Source organism: Mesobacillus maritimus (genome assembly GCF_023715205.1).
Classification (GTDB): Bacteria; Bacillota; Bacilli; order Bacillales; family Cytobacillaceae; genus Mesobacillus_B; species Mesobacillus_B maritimus_C.
The window spans coordinates 1-16,005 of the sequence record NZ_JAMBNR010000005.1 but is presented as its reverse complement, the minus strand read 5'-3'; the positions used below and the strand labels follow the sequence as shown (position 1 = coordinate 16,005).

Below are 16,005 nucleotides of genomic sequence, written 5' to 3'. Positions count from 1 at the left end.
CACCCATAAAAAAAGCGTTCATCCGTTTCTTGGATCAACGCATACTTTCATTGTAACAGGTTCCTATTTTTTCCGTTCGGCAGCCATGGGAGGTTGCTCCATCCAATTGTTTTTAATTAATAAATTCATCCCATCGTCCGCAAAGGTCATCATTTCGGTAATCAGTTGCGCATAACGAGCACCGATGTCTCTTCTCATGATCGTTGCGAGACTGAATCCGTATTGATCAATTCCCCCACCATTTAAAATCGCTCCATGAAACAAAATCAGTTTATCAGAAAATGGTGGCGTTGTTGTATCGGAAACATAGGTATACCAAGGGGATGCGCTTGATAGTTCTTCATCTTCCAATAAGGTCCGTAGCTGTTTAATGGTTTTGGTACTTAGCTCTTTTCCTCTCCTCAATAAATCCCTAACATCTTTTGATTGTACAACTTGTGCAAAACCAATCAGTAACGTCTTCACGACTTCAACTGTCTGGATGTTAAAAAATATATTTGTGATTTCCAAGGAAGTTAATGGTCGTTTTTCACCCAAGAAACCTTTTAGGTATCCTATTTCTTCAATCATTTCAGGTTGATCTTGATCAGGGATATAAGGCGGTCTGATATATAGCCCTTTCTTGAGTAACAATTCCTTTGTTCGCGAATTTAACTCAGTAGAAGAAGTGATGCATTCTTTATAAAAATCATGAACATCCTCACGCGCGACCATGCTAAGGGCTTTTGAATAATATGACAACCCTAAATTGGCAACTTGGTGGAGATAAAAAAGCACAAACTCATCCGAAAACAATCTTGGTGCCGATGCGTTCACATCTTCTTCTGTAAACCCAATTGGAATTGGAATCTTTTCATCTGTAAAAAACTCCGCACATTTATTCGTATGCAATTGTGATAAATCGAGCGCATATTTTAGAATTTCCTCAATTTCTTGTTCTTCGCACTTTTCAATAAAGTACTTAATCACACAGATGGCCATGCTGTCTACCATGTAATTAACCCATAAATAGCTTTTTTCTGAAGCAGATAAGTGTATGGACATCAAATGTCTCCCCCTCAAGTATTTCTTTCATTATTTTTAGGAATTTAATGCTTTTTTATCCTTAAAATTAGGAAGGTTTTAGGGGATATTACGCAACCACAGGCTTTTCACCGTGGAACATTTTCTGTGAAACAAGAAAATTCGGGGCGTCCCTGTGACTCTTTATTCATAATTCCGTTTTATATTGGCAAAATAAAAGGAAGGTTTTTTAATTTGATCTAGCTAAGTGTGGGTTTAAACTAGGGGCTGGTCCTTCATTTGCATTTTATGAAACGAATGGGGTGGCTGAATCGTGAAACTCGTAACGATTTTCGTGTTGATCTCCTGTATTGTGTTCACATTGGTGGCATATCTTATTCCGAAAAAAATGAAACCATATGAAATCTATGTAACCTCATTGTTCGCCGCTTTATTTGGCCTTTTTATTGATTGTATCTTAGCGCTTAAGTATAAATTTTATGTTCTTGATGAACCGGGAATCCAAATTCCACCATTAATTGGACAAGTTGTTTTATACTCCACAACTAGTGCCATCTTATTGAACTTTTTCCCTTATGGGAAATCCATTAAATCAAAAGTGATTTACATATTGGGCTTCACTTTGCTTACGGTAGCATATGAGTTTGTATGCTATAAAGTTGGATTTATTAAATATCACGAGTGGAAAATATGGTATTCTGCATTGAGTTACCCTTTTTTTATTGCCTTTCTAATTTGGCATTATCAGTTTTTTCAGCGGATGGTAAAAAAGAATTCTACATTCTAGACCCTTATGGAAATCCTTTTGTGATTTTTTTCAAACAATGATAGCACGTATGTCAGAAATGAGTTGTTTGAAAGAGGGGATTAGTACCAAGTTGCTCCTCCATTTTTTAAGCGGTTTTATTATTCCGTATCTTAGTCTAGAATTTGCAAATATTAATGTTGACTAAATCTAATATAAGGTGGATGACCATGAAACAGAATCGACAAGATAATATGAATTCGAGTTCGGTAATGCAACCAGGATTTGCTGGGACAAACCCGCAAAAGGTAAAACAAGAAATTCAAAAAGATGTTAATCAAGGCCAAGGAGCAATGACTTCCCGAGAAGCAGGATCCATGCGCGATTAACATTACTCTTATTGTTTCACCCTATAAACAAGAGAGATTGCCGTTGCAATCTCTCTCTAGTTTTATTTAAGCGCACAAAGTAAACTTCGTATGTACGTCCAGTTACTGCTTTAAGAGTCTGTTACTTGTTTCTCTAATGGGACCAATGGGACATGCACTGTTACTCTTCTTTTCCCGCAAGAGTTGGCCCACCTCATAAACTCAATCCTTATTTGGACCAAACACTCGTTTTTCGATGGACGACTTCTCTCCTGCTAAACGTTTAGCTAAAGTTTGCTTCCAGCTTTCAGCTAGAAATTTGCAGGCATACAGTTCATTTGCAAGCGTTAAATCGTCTGTTTTCACATGCATGACTTCATTGCACTTCGCAATCGTCCATTGTGGATAAGGTCGATCTAGCAAAGTCAACTCAGTTTCTCCTTGAACCAAACCTTCCTTTAAAACACGAAAGTACCATCCTGTTCTTCCGGATTGCTGGATTCGTAAGGCAAAGTCGATGACTTTAAAACGGCGTGCGGGTTTCCAACATGGTTGCCTTGGTTGTGAAACTTGTATAATCGCATCGCCAAATTGGTAAGTATCCCCTATACAAACAGTGTGCTCGTCCATAAAGTGAACCGCGATGTTCTCGCCCATCGCACCAATCTCAATTGCGTTTACATCCAATTCTTCCTTCCAAACATCATAATGTGTAGCAGAATAGGCAAAGAGTGCTTTCTCTGGTCCACCATGGTTCTTTTTATCAGCTACCTCATCCCCTGTTAACCCTTTTTGACTAAGCCATAATTTATCATCAACCGTATTTTTGAATATGCCACTCTCCCATTGTCTGTCCAATCGGTTGGAAGCATGAGGATTCCCTACTGTTTTTACTTTCCCTGTTAGAAGTTTTTGAACATATGGTGCACTCATCGTTATTCCTCCTTCGTTACACTTTACTGGATGATTACATCCCGTTTGTAAAGGTATACTTATATGATAAATTCAAAAGCTTAGATAATAAATGGAAAATTAAAAATAAAATAGAGTGAATACGATGAATAGCTCAAAATCGAATGGATGGGGGTTGAAGCGTGCGTTGGAATTGTAATTGGATTCTTTAAGTGCCTTTTAAAATTTAAACTTGAGGTATCCGCCGCTTTATTGGGATATGGCGTTATATATAAATGCTTTGTAACAGTAACCATAGTAAACAGGCAAAGTCCTCACCTTTCAAAAAGTGAGGACTGTTAATAAGAAATTCTCATTTTCACTTACTTCAACTCAATTAATACTCAATTTCATCAAATTCTTTCGGTTGGGGCGTTGGTTGCCTGTTTTCTAAGTTTGGGTTATTGGAGATTTCTTCAGATAGTTCCACAAACGGTTTGACCTTATTCGGTTCCTTCATCTCTCGCTTTTCTTTAAAATCTCTTTTCATCCTTTTCCCTCCATTCATGATTTCCAGCTCTTCTTTTACCTTTCCCAGAACGAGCGTTCATACTCTTAGAATGACAGGGAGTAGAAATTGAGGTGAGCGTGAGCCACCGGACTAAGCTGTTGTTAAACACCAAACAAAAGCTTAACCAATGACCAACCTATTTTAAAACTTTTCCCATAATCACATATGGTGAATGAGCGTTACTGTTTCCTGGAATAAAAGGTTCTTTCACGACTTCCCATCCTAAACCTTGATACAACTTCCGCGCCGATTGATTGGTAACCTGAGTTGTGAGGATTGCCGTTTGATTTTGTACTTCTTTTAGCAATTGGGTAACAAGAAGTTTCCCGTAACCGAGGTTGCGATGGGAAGGATGTACAGCCAATTCAACCAATTCAAAACAGTCTTTAAGCCATCTTTTCGATTCGACCGAACCAAGTTCGTTTGCAAGCAATTCGTGATAATACTGTCCTGGCATTGAGCAGTAACCATAAACAAAGCCTACAATCTCCTCATCACCAGAGATACAAACATATCCTTTAAAACCATGATAACGATAGTGTTTGTTCAAACGTTCTTGAATGGAATGATTCCATATTTGACGATAGAGGTCGTCAATTGCGTTTAATAAATATTCATCCATCTTGTATATGTCAACCACGCTTGCCATACTTATCCCCCCAGAAAAACGATGGTTTACTGACTTTACCTATTCGATGAATGGTGGAAATTATCCTCTGAGTGTTCGATTTATATTTAGAAAAGGACGATTTACGGGGATAAATAACGATGCGCTCCTTGCGTGAAACATTTTTTGTGAAACAAGAAAATTCGGGGCGTCCCTGTGACTTTCTATTCATTAAATTTTAGGACCGAGGGCATACCCCCTCGGTCCTCTCCTGTTAAACTTTTTTCGCTAGGCTCCTCAAAATTTGTTATTTGCTAAAAATATGACTGAATCAGCTAGGTTTTACAAAAAAATACCTTCATCTAAGGGAGAAAAGAGCTTGTTAACATAATTTTCAGCGTACAAAATAACGATTACTGCGTTAAAATCGGCATTAGGATTTTAACAACTATCTTTACGAGAAGAGCCTTTCGCTAAGTCTGTAATGTAATCGAAGAAGGCATCGCGATTGACATCATAGACCACATTGACAGGACGGCCATCAGCGGTTTCTTCGGTACGCCCTTGGCTTGGCCCATTTGTATGGACAATGCTGTTGATTGTCTTCGTTTTTACAAGGTCGGGATTGCCTACAAATGCTGTCGTTAACACATCCCACAAAAAGTAAGTGGAGTTTGTCGTAAAGTGGACAAGCGGCGGGCAACAAGCATAACATTGACCGATAAAATCTAGTCCAAGGTATTTACGTTCAGCTGCCCAACGGTTGCGGATATCGACAGTAAGTGGGACTTGATTGGTACTCTCAAGCGCCACTAAATCAATTTCGATGCTACTGTTCCAGACACGACCAGCTGCTTCCGGGTCCCAAAATACATTCCATTCTGCTGTGCCATCATGTTCCGGCTCTTCGACGTTTCCTGTCTCACGAAAAGTCCCGCCCATCCAAACAAGGCGTTCAATTTTCTCTTCAATCGATGGATCGACCTCTAATGCACGCGCAAGATCGGTCAGTGGACCCGTAAATAATAACGTTGTTTTTTCAGTTGAGTTGTGAATCGCATCAATCATATGAAGATGGGCCGGCTTTTCAGCAACAGGTGTGTCAATCTTCCCAGATTCATTCAAAATTGGCAAAGCATCCACAAAGAAAGCGTGTAAACGCCAATCTTTCGGGAATGGATTTTTCCCACGTGAGTTGGATTCAGCTACCTCTAAACCTGTATGTCCAAAGCGATCAATAATTTTTCGACTTGCAAACATCGCTGGCTCTAAATAGCAATCAGCAGGAATAACAGAGACACCCGTTAGTTCCACATCATCCATTTGTTCTAATAAAAAAAGCGAAACAAGATCATCCACTCCGCCATCGTGATTAAAATAAATTTTCTTTTTCATACAATTATCAATCCCTTCATGGTGAATTTATTATCCATTGCTTTGGGAAATCCTTCTTGTTGGAACATCCAAACACATTTTCCTTATTTGAGCCATTAAGTTCATCCTTGCCTTCCGTACAAAAAAACGCCCCGAATGCGACCGGAACGTTTGACTAAGGATATGTAAACACAAAGAAAGAGTTTCCTCTTTTTCATTTTACACATACCTCGTAGTCAAGCCCTTTACGGCGGCTTGGTAGAAACTCTTGGGCCCTATTCCCAATATTATACGACGTATTACTCTATGAACTTCGGATTTAGAATAGCAACGATTTAAAATTCCGTCAACAAAATGACGAACAATTTTATATTTTATATGAATTTCATTCGCAAACGAAAACCCTTACAGTCTAGCAGGATCAATGGCTGGAACGCCAACTTGGTCATTCTTCTTAAAAATTCAGTATTTTATTACTTTATATTAAACTATTGTTTGTCTAAAAAACATCTGTTACAATTCAAAAAACAACTTCATACGACCCTTATATATCTATGGAAATATGGTCCATAAGTCTCTACCTGGCAGCCGTAAAGTGCCGGACTATAAGGAAGGTTAGAGTGCAACACGTAACACGTGTACCCGGGTGCATTCTCTCTTTCTTTATAGATGGAGAGAATGCATTTTTTTATTTTCATAAAAAGAAGTCAGACTTCTGACAATATAAGGTCTGTCTATGAAGCCATTATAAGGAGGCACATCATGAATATATTATATGGTTTATTATCCTTAGTCGGCTTATTGTTTTTGGCTTGGCTGTTAAGTAAACATAAAAAGGCCATCAAATGGCGTACCATTTTAGTAGCCGTCGTGTTAGAAGGAATTTTCGTTTACTTCATGCTCAATGTTCCCCTTGGACAGTGGCTTCTGACCAATGCGGCTCAAGGTGTGCAACATGTCCTGGATTATAGCCAGGCAGGGATTGACTTCTTATTTGGTGGTTTCTTCACGGAAGGAACCAATATCGGATTTGTTTTTGCCATTCAAGTGTTATCGGTGATCATCTTTATCTCAGCATTGGTCTCCGTTCTATATTATTTACGAATTATTCCCATTGTTGTTCGTGGACTTGGTTGGGTTGTTGGGAAAATTTTTGGCACGACTCGCGTAGAATCATTTAACACTGTGGCGAATACGATGCTCGGCGTAGTCGAAGCTCCGTTACTCATTAAGCCTTATCTAGCAAAACTGACACGTTCGGAATTGTTCACGGTTATGGTTGGAGGTACTGCTTCAGCAAGTGGGGCGATTCTTTTGTCTTATGCGCAAATGGGAATTGATATTCGCTATTTATTGATTTCAATTTTCTCGGTTCCATTTGTTGCGATAGTGATGTCTAAAATTATGGAACCTGAAACAGAGCAATCTGAAACGAGCGAAGATGTGAAAATGGAACAAGCAGGACATACAAATATTTTTGAAGCCATGTCTGAAGGAGCGGTCAGTGGAGTAAAACTTGCTGCGAATATCGGTGGTTTGCTGATTGCGTTTATCAGTATATTGGCTCTGGCTGACGGGATTTTAGGGATTGTTGGAACAGATATAGCGACCATCTTTGGTTATGTTTTCTTTCCGTTTGCTTTGCTTGTCGGGGTTCCGTTTGAAGATGCGTTCCGTGCAGCATCGATTATCGGAACAAAGCTTGCCGCCAATGAACTGATTGCCTTCCAAGAGGTGCTAAAATTTCAAGATGAATTAAAGCCACAAACTGTTGCGATTTTATCCGTTGCCTTATGTAACTTCGCGAACCTCTCTTCGATTGGCCAGTTAATTGTCGGTCTCGGTTCCTTAGCACCAACAAAGAAAAAATTAATTGCTTCTTTAAGTTTTAAAGCAATTATAGCTGGTACAATGGCAAGTTTTATTACCGCTATTTTTGTTAATATGTTTATCTAATGTATTATCTGAAAATCGATCCTCATTCCATTCAAAGGGTTATGGGAGGATCGTTTTTCTTTTAAAATTTCGAGTTATTTTCCTAATAATCTCTTAATACTTCGAATCTGTCCACGATGATTGATTTCATCCTCCATTACGTGAAACCATAAATAATAATGGTTATAAGCAATACCATTCCCCCACTGATTCTCTTCATATAACCATTGATCGTTTTTTAATTTTAGTAATGTTCTTTTCTTCTCGCGAACTTGTGCTAGATGTTTTAAATAATAGTCGAGTGGATGATGTACAATCTCGTCTCTTGCTCGGTCTCCTAATTCCAATGCGGTCCCCCACTTCGAGTGTTCCCCTTTTGTTAAATCTCTATTTTCAAACGAGATGACTTGATGAACGAACTCAATTGACGCAATATGAACCAAAAGTGAACCAATTGAATTGGCACCATCGCTTGGTAAAAAATCTAATTCACTCTGCGTTAAGGTCGCAACCTCCTGCAATGTCACTTCTCTTACATGTTCTAGCATCCATACGAATTCCCCGATTTTCTCAGGAAAGCTCTCTTTTGGTTTAATTGTATATTCGTTCATTTAGTTACCTCCAATTCATGACAGGTATCTTTCTCTTCATCCCTTGCGAAGTCTTACACTATAATACCTCATTGCTTTTGGCACACCTTTTATTTCAAATTGGCCATTCACAATCAGGTGTCTGACTCGGTATTCCAAAAACTGGTCGCCGATATATTGAGGAATATGCCCCATGGCTTCTCCAATAAGACGAGCTGATTTGATGAAATCATGATTTTTTCTCTTCGTATGTATTTTTCGAACAGTATCGACTAAATAATCGTCGAAGTAAGATTCATCCACACTATGAATCTCATGGTTTTTCCAGATTCTTAACACTTCTTGTTTTGAGGATAACTGCTCCCATTCTTTTTCCAATCGTTGCCGTTCTTTGGGAGTCACGGCGTTTTGTGTTCTTGATTTTTCATAGATTATTCTCATTTGATCATGTGAGATTTCTCCTGTATGTAACGGTGAAAAATCACGATCAGGAATATTAAATAAACTTTTATATTCCGTAGTTGTATTCATAATGAAAAAATCGTTTGGTTTGTTTTTTAATTGATTTAAAACATATCTTAAAGCCGTTTGTTCATGCGCATTTTCCCCAACCCAAATTATGATTGGGGCATCTTGTGGGATGTCATTCAGCTCTATAAGAGTTTGATTGCAGCTTTCTTGGTAGTAGTCTAAAACTTCATCATCCATATTTATATGGTTTTTCAGCCATTCATATCTGTTGCTGAGCCCTTCCTTTTCATGCAATCGCCAAACGGGTCCGACTGAAAAAATATCAGAAAAAGGGACTACCTTTTCCTCAGCTTGCACCCCCATCTCTTTTAATGCTAATTTTAAGCCTCCAGCAGGCGAGTCGCCAAATACGAGATGAACAACTTTATATTGCGTATCTCGTCTAATAGATTGATTCTGTTTATAATTTAAAAAGTCATGAAAGATTCGCTTTAAATCTAAAACTGTTTGTTTCTCTGAATATTGCTCGATTTCTTCCGCTCGATGGATATGTAAAAACATGTGATACAAAAGGGATTTTACTTCTTCTTCACCTGAGTTTTTCACGATCTTTTTTAATTCATCGATCACTTGCTTCCCCTCCTCATAGACTATATTACCACGACCGAAATTCCATTTGTTCTGTCCTTCGTATGTACATATCGTTTTCATTCACACAAGCACCGAAACAAAAATAGGCGCGTCTTTGTGACGCACCTATTCTTGGTTTATAACTATAGAGAGTAAGTTGAAGATATCTCTCCCCGTTAACATATTTCTTTTGAATTTTCATTGATTGCTTTCTTATAAGTTTCCATCTTAATGTGAGTAATTTAGCTTCACTTTTTTCAAATCCAAACGATCTAAAATCTTTAATTCTAATTCTCTTCTTGCTCGTAAAACTTGAATCGTTCCGTCTAGTCCTTCGTAGCTATGTTGCTTCCCATAACCTTGTCTCGTATAGTATTCAATAAACCCTTCTGACCATATCTTCGGTCGTTCGTTCACCGCTTTTTTAAATGAAGATTCCAGATCCTCTTGTTCGATATAAAATAAAACCGGATTTAGTGTTTCAATTGTTTTTTCCAATCTCATCACATAATCGAAGATTTTTTCTTCTGTTACTCCGTATTTGATCATACCAATAGTGATCGGATTTTGAATGAAACAGCATTCAAAAATATATGTTTTGTTTTCAGTTGTCGCCTTTGTCGCAAATTCCTCCCATTTTTGAATGATCAGATCTCGATTTTGTTCGAATGGCAATTCATAGAGATCCTTTTTAAAAATAGTGGAAAGGAGTTCATCGGGAAACTGTTGAAACTGATTACCGTATTCATTCATGATCTTTCTATAAGGCAAGAAAAATTGACCTCCTTTTTCGGTTACTGTCTCAAGTAAAAGTTCCTTATATTGCCCGCTTTTCGTTAATAATTGGTGGAATTCATATTCAGTAAAAAAAGAGACACCATCGTAGTCGGCTGGGTGGTCCAGATTCCCTTCTAAAAACAACTCAACATCCAAATTGTGTTTCGTTAAGAGTTCATGAACGAGCCTGGCAGTGGTTGATTTCCCAGACCCAGGTAAACCCTCTACAAGAATTAATTTCGAATCCATATTGGAATAGATCCCTTCTTTCATAGTATTGAAATGGTTAGATTTCGAAGTATACTGCTGCCATCACTACTTTAACAGAAAATATTCACCACATTCATTGAAAAATCCTTTATGAATGAGAAGGCCCAAGAATTTATTCGACAAAACCTGGGGCGTCCCTGTGACTTTTTCGACACTTTTCTGCACATACTAAGCCATATGAATGTTTTGTAAAGGTGGATTGGTTGATGGATAAAGAGGATTTGAAACTTACTTCAGCTGAGATTGGAACGCTGTGGGGTGAGTATGTTAATGGTACAGCGGTTGATGTTGTCAATCGATATATGCTGTCTATTGTTGAGGATGAAGAGATAAAGGCACTTTTCGAGGATGCGACGAAAACGTTTGCCAAGCAGAAAAAACAGATTGCTACTTTTATTGAAAATGAAGGCTTTCCTATTCCAATTGGTTTTTCGGAGGCAGATCTTAATCGTGGAACAAAAAGATTATTTTCAGACATATTTTGTCTACATTATTTACACATCATCACCCTTCATGGATTAATTGGGCACACGACCGCATTTAGTTCATCTGTACGAAAGGATTTACGAGAGTTTTATGATTCCTGTGACAATGACGGAAAAAGAATGTACAACCAAACCATTGAATTACTACTAGAGAAAGGACACTTCCAAAAAGCCCCAATTTTTTATCCTGAAGCAAACCCCGAATTTATTTCAGGACCACAGTTTTTAGATGGCCTATTTAAGGACCAACGCCCTTTGGCAGCTACAGAAATGATCGGGATATCGTTTAATTTAAAAAAGAAGATTCTAGAAAAAACTCTTTCTATAGGTTTTAGTCAAGTTGTGAAATCAAAAGAGGTTCGAAAATTTTTATTAAGTACACAAGAAGTCTCAGATCAGCAAATTCAAGCATTAGGGAAAATATTGCATCAAGATCAATTGCCGAGCCCAATGTCATGGGAATCAGAGGTGACCACTTCTCAGGACGCTCCTTTTTCAGATAAGCTGATGATGTACCACATTGGATTCTTACTGCAAAGTTCACAAGCTTATCACGGGACGGGGCTTGCATCCGCCATGAGAACAGACTTAGTCCTGACTTATGAGAAAATCATAATGAAAAATTTACTGGTGACAAAAGAGTGGTTCAATATTATGACAAAAAACAAATGGTTAGAGCAGCCACCACTTGCCCCCAACCGAAGAAAAATTGCAGAAGATAAATAATGACCTTTCCATCTTTCCTTTACAAATAATGAGTGTTTTCATTCTTATGCCTGAAAGAATTTGACCTCTTTCAGGCAACAGCTACTACCTAACTTTTACACCCGTGGAACATCCTTGTGAAACAAGAAAATTCGGGGCGTCCCTAGCGACTTTTCATGCAACCCTTTATCAACGAACCACTTTTCCTTCGAATTATCTTTCCTTCCTTTAACTCTTCCTGAGAAACTTTATTAAATCCGTACACTGAGTTTACAAGATTTTAATATCCAGATGCTAGGATAGGTATACCAACTCATGAGGAGGCAATATTATTGAAGATACGAGCAATGTTTATTGATATGGATGGGACGTTATTGACAGCTTCGAACGGGATTTCTCGACGAAATATGGAGGCGATTGATCAGCTCCTGAGTAAAGGGATTCAGGTTTTCCTTGCGACAGGTCGACATTACGAAGTCACCTCCCCTTATCATCAAGAACTCGGTTTGCGAACGCCAATGATTTGTTTAAACGGTGCTGCGATTCACGATGCTAAGTCCGGAAGAGCTTTGCAAACGAGAACGGTTCAACTTAACGAAGAACGTTTTCATCACCTTACCGCTTCGAACACTTGTAATGTTTTAATCCATACAGAAAACGGCCTTTATTGTAAGGAAATCAATGAAGAAATTGAGTACTGGACAAATGTCGGGAAAATTCCGCCAAGATACGTGGGCGATTTACGAGAGGCCAATTACGGAGATGTTCTGAAGTATAGTGTTCGCACAGGTTCCCCAAGCCATGATTTTTCAGCTTTGTTTAAAAACGAAGCAGACGTCATCAATTGGAATGATGGGTTTGAGCTGGTTGCTCAGAATGTTTCCAAATGGTCTGCCATCAAAAGCATCCTTCATGACTATCGATTGCATCCAAAAGAAGTCGTCGCAATTGGCGATGGCCCCAATGATTTAGAAATGCTAAAGTTTGCAGGTACCGGGGTCGCGATGGGGAACGCTAGTGAACATGTTCAAGCAACTGCTGATTTTGTTACAAGTCACCACGAACAGGATGGATTAGCTGAATTTATCGAGCGTTATCTTCTCACATCGCATAGCTCACATGAGAGTAGGATCAGTTAAATTAAGAATGTCGATAAATGACAGGATGTCGATCAAAAATCCTGTTATTTTTTATTCCTCGGACAAACAGGACATCAACAAGTAAAAAATAGAGAAAATTGTTAGCTAGGCATAAAATAGGCCGTTGACGTTTCATTTAAATGACTTTTGGGTAATTAAGATAGTCCACTGGGCAGTATTAGAGAGAAATCTTTGCCTCAGGTACCGGAACCTATGCTGGTCCTCTAATTCTAATGATGAAGGCGGCTCTTTTCGTTAGTTTGTTGCTATAGCTAATCTCAATAAGATGCGATGTTATGAATCTTTGATAATATTGTTTTTAGCTCCATTAAGTCATCAATTACAAAATCAGCCTGAGCAAGTTCATCTTCTTGCGCAAAATCAAACTTACATCCTATTGCAAACAACCCATTATCTTTAGCTGCATTTAGATCAGATAGACGATCGCCGACCACTGCTGCATTTGTGAGGTCGTATTTTTTTATGATTTTTTTGACTAAATCACCTTTATCGAGCGTTTGGATCTGTTGAATACTAAAGGTTTCTGTAACCCAATGATCCAACTGATAATAACTCACAATGGCTTTTAGATATTCCACTAATCCATTACTCGCTATATAAATGGCATAATTGTTTTCTTTTAAGTACGTGAAAACTTCCTTTACATTAGGATATAAAGCCCCTTTTCCGCTATTAATGTTTTCAATTAACCTTTCGAGAAAATAGGCATCCGTTTGTTTTCTTTCCTCTTTAGAATGATTAGGCAACAAAGTTTCCCAAACTTTTGGTAATGGAACACCCATTATTTCACGGTATTGATCAATTGGTGTGTTGGCATCCCACAAATTTAGTGACCGTAAGTGGTTAAAAGTATCATCAAGTGACAATTCTAATATTCTATCTGTTTGAAATAGAGTCCCGTCCATATCAAAAATAAGTGATTGTAACATTGCATTCTCTCCCTATCTGCTATTGCTTAATAAACTTTGATCTCCATTATACTCAATAAACGAAGATGGTCTTTGCTTATTTAAAAGAAACAAAGTTTTAGAACTTTTAATAAAACAACTTCGCATAGATATCATAAAAAAAAGGTCCTGATTCATAAAAGACCATAATAAAAAGCAGGGGATTGTTCAAAGAATTCACCTGCTTTTCTTCATCACTGTACAACAGCATTCCCAACATATTGAGCTTTTCCTCGGTCTGAACGTAGATCTAAGACAATCACGTATTCCCCTTTTTCTTCTGGAAAATAGAAGGAACGTCCGTCCATCACGTCCAATTTCATTTCTTCATCTTGTTTCCACATTGAAACTTCTAATTCTTCTACGGCAAAATCTTGACTACCAAACTCAATATCCACTTTTTGTCCGGAAGATATGGAAACTGGCGTTTGATCTTTTGCAAAGGCAAAAGCATCCTCAGTTTCCTTCGTTAGCGGTTCACCCTCTTCTCCTCGCCAATCAATATTGGCTTCTGCTAATTCCACCAAGTTCTTTAAGGATGAAGAGTCATTTAGTGTTACCGTAGGTGGAGTAAAGTCATATTCTTCTCCAATGCAACCAGTTAGTATAACAATAAAGTACGCTAGGAATATTCCCCTGAAAAGTCTTTTCAAAAAATTTCACCTCCATCAAAAAAAACTGTCAATCTATTTTTTTCTGGTAGTGTTTTCCTTTAACCTTAACAATTTTACCATATTTTTTAAAAATCACTAGGAGGGAACTGATTTTATACGCAAACCTACAGGAAACTACTAAGTTTATGCCTGAACCATTTCCCTTCCCATTTTTAAAAGCAAATTCACCAATTTCTTTATTTTTAAAATTCCTAAAATATAGAATTAATGGTAAGAATGGTATAATGAAAAGTTGAAAGATTCTTTTTAGACAATTGTGGATAAAGGAGGCGTTCATGATGACAAACAAAACCTGTCTGATTTGCAATGAAAACAAGGGGATTGCGCCGAATTAACAAATATTTAGCGTTTCCCCATATTTGAAAGGGGAAAAGAATGAGTACAGAATATGTGAGAATAGTCGAATTAAATGCAGACAATTGGTATGAGTGTTGTCTACTAGAAGTTGCACCAGAACAAGAAGAATACATGGTACCGAATGCGATTTCAATCGCTCAGTCGAAGTTCGAACCTTCATTAAAATCATTTGCGATTTACGCTGGAGAAAAAGTGGTTGGCTTTTTGATGTACAATTCCGTTCTAGAAGAACTGGATGGGTATTGGATATATCGAATCATGATTGATAAAGAATTCCAAGGTAAGGGATTAGCTAAAGCGGCAACACAGTTATTGATTTCAGAAATGGCCAAAATGCATAATGCGAAAAAAGTCGTTGTCGGGTACCATCCTGAAAATGTGGCAGCGCATCATTTATACGCGAGTTTAGGATTTATCGACCATGGTGACCGATTTGGGAAGGAAATGGCTGTGATCAAAAAGATCACTGATTAATACATCATTTATTGTTAGGAAAGGACCTTCTTGGTCCTTTTTATTGTGCTGCATTCAATCCTGACAACAAAAATGAAAAAGGATAGGCAAAGCAGAATTCAAAACTGCTCGCCTATCCTTGAACATTCATAAATACAAATCGATACTATCAATCAGGTTATATTGTTTCGCTTCTTCTAATAAATCATCTTTTAACTTTTTAGCCAACTTAATTCTTCCCTCTTCAATCGTAGAAATGAGGTCTAGGCCAGAAAGATGTCCTCTTTCATGAAGATATTCAATCAGAATCTCTTGATAGTCGGTTTCATCAATCACTTCAAGACTTTCAAACTTTTCTTCTCTGTCCGCTATTTTTTTGGCAGCAGAGATGATTGCATACAAACTATATAATCCTGCAAAATATTTAGGCGCACCATAAATCTTATAAAAAATTTGTTGATCGCCAGAGTTGTTTACAATAAACGATGGTTGAATGAATGAATCAGAATAAACGGTATCCTTCCCAATTCTCTCGACAATTTCGTATTCACGCTCATTCTCCAAACCACGAAAACCATTCTTTATGAGTTGAGCTTTTGTAATAAACGCCGCTTCCTGCATTGCGTCCCCTCCCCTACTGAGGTTCATATCTTATTTCTGGTTCCATTTTGATTGAATCAAGATTGCTCCATCTTGTTCTTACTATACTATTCTAACATTGCTTTTCATTTTCCTACTCTTTTCAAAAAATCGATGGAATTATTAAAGATAACATTGAAAGGGAAGCAATGTCCACTAATAATCATTTCTATCCCGTGGAACAAATGCTGTGAAACAAGAAAATTCGGGGCGTCCCTAGTGTAGGAAATAGAGGAGGAAAATAAAAAAGCCACCGTTTTCATAGTAAAATAGAAGTACCTATCACAGAACTTCCAATTACATTCTCAAACCAGGAGATGAAAACGATGGATT

The 16,005-nt window shown here is 37.8% G+C and carries 17 protein-coding genes and 2 riboswitches; of the genes, 6 read left to right on the top strand and 11 right to left on the bottom strand.

Annotated elements, in window-relative coordinates; translation table 11 throughout:
- Window positions 1-63: 63 nt before the first annotated feature.
- Window positions 64-1,044, bottom strand: a complete 981-nt coding sequence (locus tag M3182_RS08160) for a DUF3231 family protein (RefSeq protein WP_251557623.1) — start codon at window positions 1,042-1,044, stop codon at window positions 64-66.
- A 292-nt stretch (window positions 1,045-1,336) separates the two neighbouring features.
- On the opposite strand from M3182_RS08160, the gene M3182_RS08155 reads away from it, so the two are divergent.
- A complete protein-coding gene (locus M3182_RS08155; protein ID WP_251432870.1) occupies window positions 1,337-1,810 on the top strand; it encodes a CBO0543 family protein in 474 nt (157 codons plus the stop codon).
- 188 nt (window positions 1,811-1,998) lie between these two features.
- On the top strand, window positions 1,999-2,157 hold the full coding sequence (locus tag M3182_RS08150; protein ID WP_251557622.1) for a hypothetical protein: 159 nt from the start codon (window positions 1,999-2,001) through the stop codon (window positions 2,155-2,157).
- A gap of 201 nt (window positions 2,158-2,358) precedes the next feature.
- Here the strand turns inward: M3182_RS08150 and M3182_RS08145 are convergent, their stop codons facing one another.
- The 4 genes from M3182_RS08145 to M3182_RS08130 form a co-directional block, all read right to left on the bottom strand.
- On the bottom strand, window positions 2,359-3,069 hold the full coding sequence (locus tag M3182_RS08145) for an MOSC domain-containing protein (RefSeq protein ID WP_251432866.1): 711 nt from the start codon (window positions 3,067-3,069) through the stop codon (window positions 2,359-2,361).
- 355 nt (window positions 3,070-3,424) lie between these two features.
- Window positions 3,425-3,577 carry a hypothetical protein gene (locus M3182_RS08140; protein WP_251557621.1) on the bottom strand — a complete coding sequence of 51 codons (153 nt, stop codon included), beginning with the start codon at window positions 3,575-3,577 and terminating at the stop codon, window positions 3,425-3,427.
- Between the two features lie 157 nt (window positions 3,578-3,734).
- Window positions 3,735-4,247, bottom strand: coding sequence for a GNAT family N-acetyltransferase (locus M3182_RS08135; RefSeq protein ID WP_251557620.1), 513 nt, complete (start codon window positions 4,245-4,247; stop codon window positions 3,735-3,737).
- A gap of 399 nt (window positions 4,248-4,646) precedes the next feature.
- Window positions 4,647-5,600 carry a nucleoside hydrolase gene (locus M3182_RS08130; RefSeq protein ID WP_251557619.1) on the bottom strand — a complete coding sequence of 318 codons (954 nt, stop codon included), beginning with the start codon at window positions 5,598-5,600 and terminating at the stop codon, window positions 4,647-4,649.
- 192 nt (window positions 5,601-5,792) lie between these two features.
- Window positions 5,793-5,894: riboswitch (purine riboswitch) on the bottom strand.
- Window positions 5,895-6,103: 209 nt separating this feature from the next.
- A riboswitch (purine riboswitch) is annotated at window positions 6,104-6,205 on the top strand.
- A gap of 136 nt (window positions 6,206-6,341) precedes the next feature.
- Here M3182_RS08130 and M3182_RS08125 point away from each other — a divergent pair.
- Window positions 6,342-7,535 carry a NupC/NupG family nucleoside CNT transporter gene (locus M3182_RS08125; protein ID WP_251557618.1) on the top strand — a complete coding sequence of 398 codons (1,194 nt, stop codon included), beginning with the start codon at window positions 6,342-6,344 and terminating at the stop codon, window positions 7,533-7,535.
- 74 nt (window positions 7,536-7,609) lie between these two features.
- On the opposite strand, the gene M3182_RS08120 is transcribed toward M3182_RS08125, so the two are convergent.
- The 3 genes from M3182_RS08120 to M3182_RS08110 all read right to left on the bottom strand — a co-directional run bounded on the left by M3182_RS08120 (window position 7,610) and on the right by M3182_RS08110 (window position 10,231).
- The gene (locus M3182_RS08120; RefSeq protein ID WP_251557617.1) at window positions 7,610-8,125 is read right to left on the bottom strand and encodes a DinB family protein; all 516 of its coding nucleotides are present in this window, start codon (window positions 8,123-8,125) and stop codon (window positions 7,610-7,612) included.
- A gap of 36 nt (window positions 8,126-8,161) precedes the next feature.
- Entirely contained in the window at window positions 8,162-9,205 is a 1,044-nt protein-coding gene (locus M3182_RS08115; RefSeq protein ID WP_251557616.1) for a DUF1835 domain-containing protein, read from the bottom strand.
- Between the two features lie 228 nt (window positions 9,206-9,433).
- A complete protein-coding gene (locus M3182_RS08110) occupies window positions 9,434-10,231 on the bottom strand; it encodes a P-loop NTPase family protein (RefSeq protein ID WP_251557615.1) in 798 nt (265 codons plus the stop codon).
- Between the two features lie 227 nt (window positions 10,232-10,458).
- Between M3182_RS08110 and M3182_RS08105 the strand changes: the two genes are divergently transcribed.
- A complete protein-coding gene (locus tag M3182_RS08105) occupies window positions 10,459-11,463 on the top strand; it encodes a DUF3231 family protein (protein ID WP_251557614.1) in 1,005 nt (334 codons plus the stop codon).
- 311 nt (window positions 11,464-11,774) lie between these two features.
- The gene (locus M3182_RS08100) at window positions 11,775-12,581 is read left to right on the top strand and encodes an HAD family hydrolase (RefSeq protein WP_251557613.1); all 807 of its coding nucleotides are present in this window, start codon (window positions 11,775-11,777) and stop codon (window positions 12,579-12,581) included.
- Window positions 12,582-12,859: 278 nt separating this feature from the next.
- Here the strand turns inward: M3182_RS08100 and M3182_RS08095 are convergent, their stop codons facing one another.
- Complete coding sequence (locus tag M3182_RS08095) at window positions 12,860-13,531, bottom strand: HAD hydrolase-like protein (RefSeq protein WP_251557612.1); 672 nt, start codon at window positions 13,529-13,531, stop codon at window positions 12,860-12,862.
- A gap of 212 nt (window positions 13,532-13,743) precedes the next feature.
- Window positions 13,744-14,202 carry a hypothetical protein gene (locus M3182_RS08090; protein ID WP_251557611.1) on the bottom strand — a complete coding sequence of 153 codons (459 nt, stop codon included), beginning with the start codon at window positions 14,200-14,202 and terminating at the stop codon, window positions 13,744-13,746.
- A 396-nt stretch (window positions 14,203-14,598) separates the two neighbouring features.
- Here M3182_RS08090 and M3182_RS08085 point away from each other — a divergent pair, with 396 nt between their 5' ends.
- The gene (locus M3182_RS08085) at window positions 14,599-15,054 is read left to right on the top strand and encodes a GNAT family N-acetyltransferase (RefSeq protein WP_251557610.1); all 456 of its coding nucleotides are present in this window, start codon (window positions 14,599-14,601) and stop codon (window positions 15,052-15,054) included.
- 126 nt (window positions 15,055-15,180) lie between these two features.
- On the opposite strand, the gene M3182_RS08080 is transcribed toward M3182_RS08085, so the two are convergent.
- A complete protein-coding gene (locus M3182_RS08080) occupies window positions 15,181-15,654 on the bottom strand; it encodes a hypothetical protein (RefSeq protein ID WP_251437237.1) in 474 nt (157 codons plus the stop codon).
- Between the last annotated feature and the right edge of the window lie 351 nt (window positions 15,655-16,005).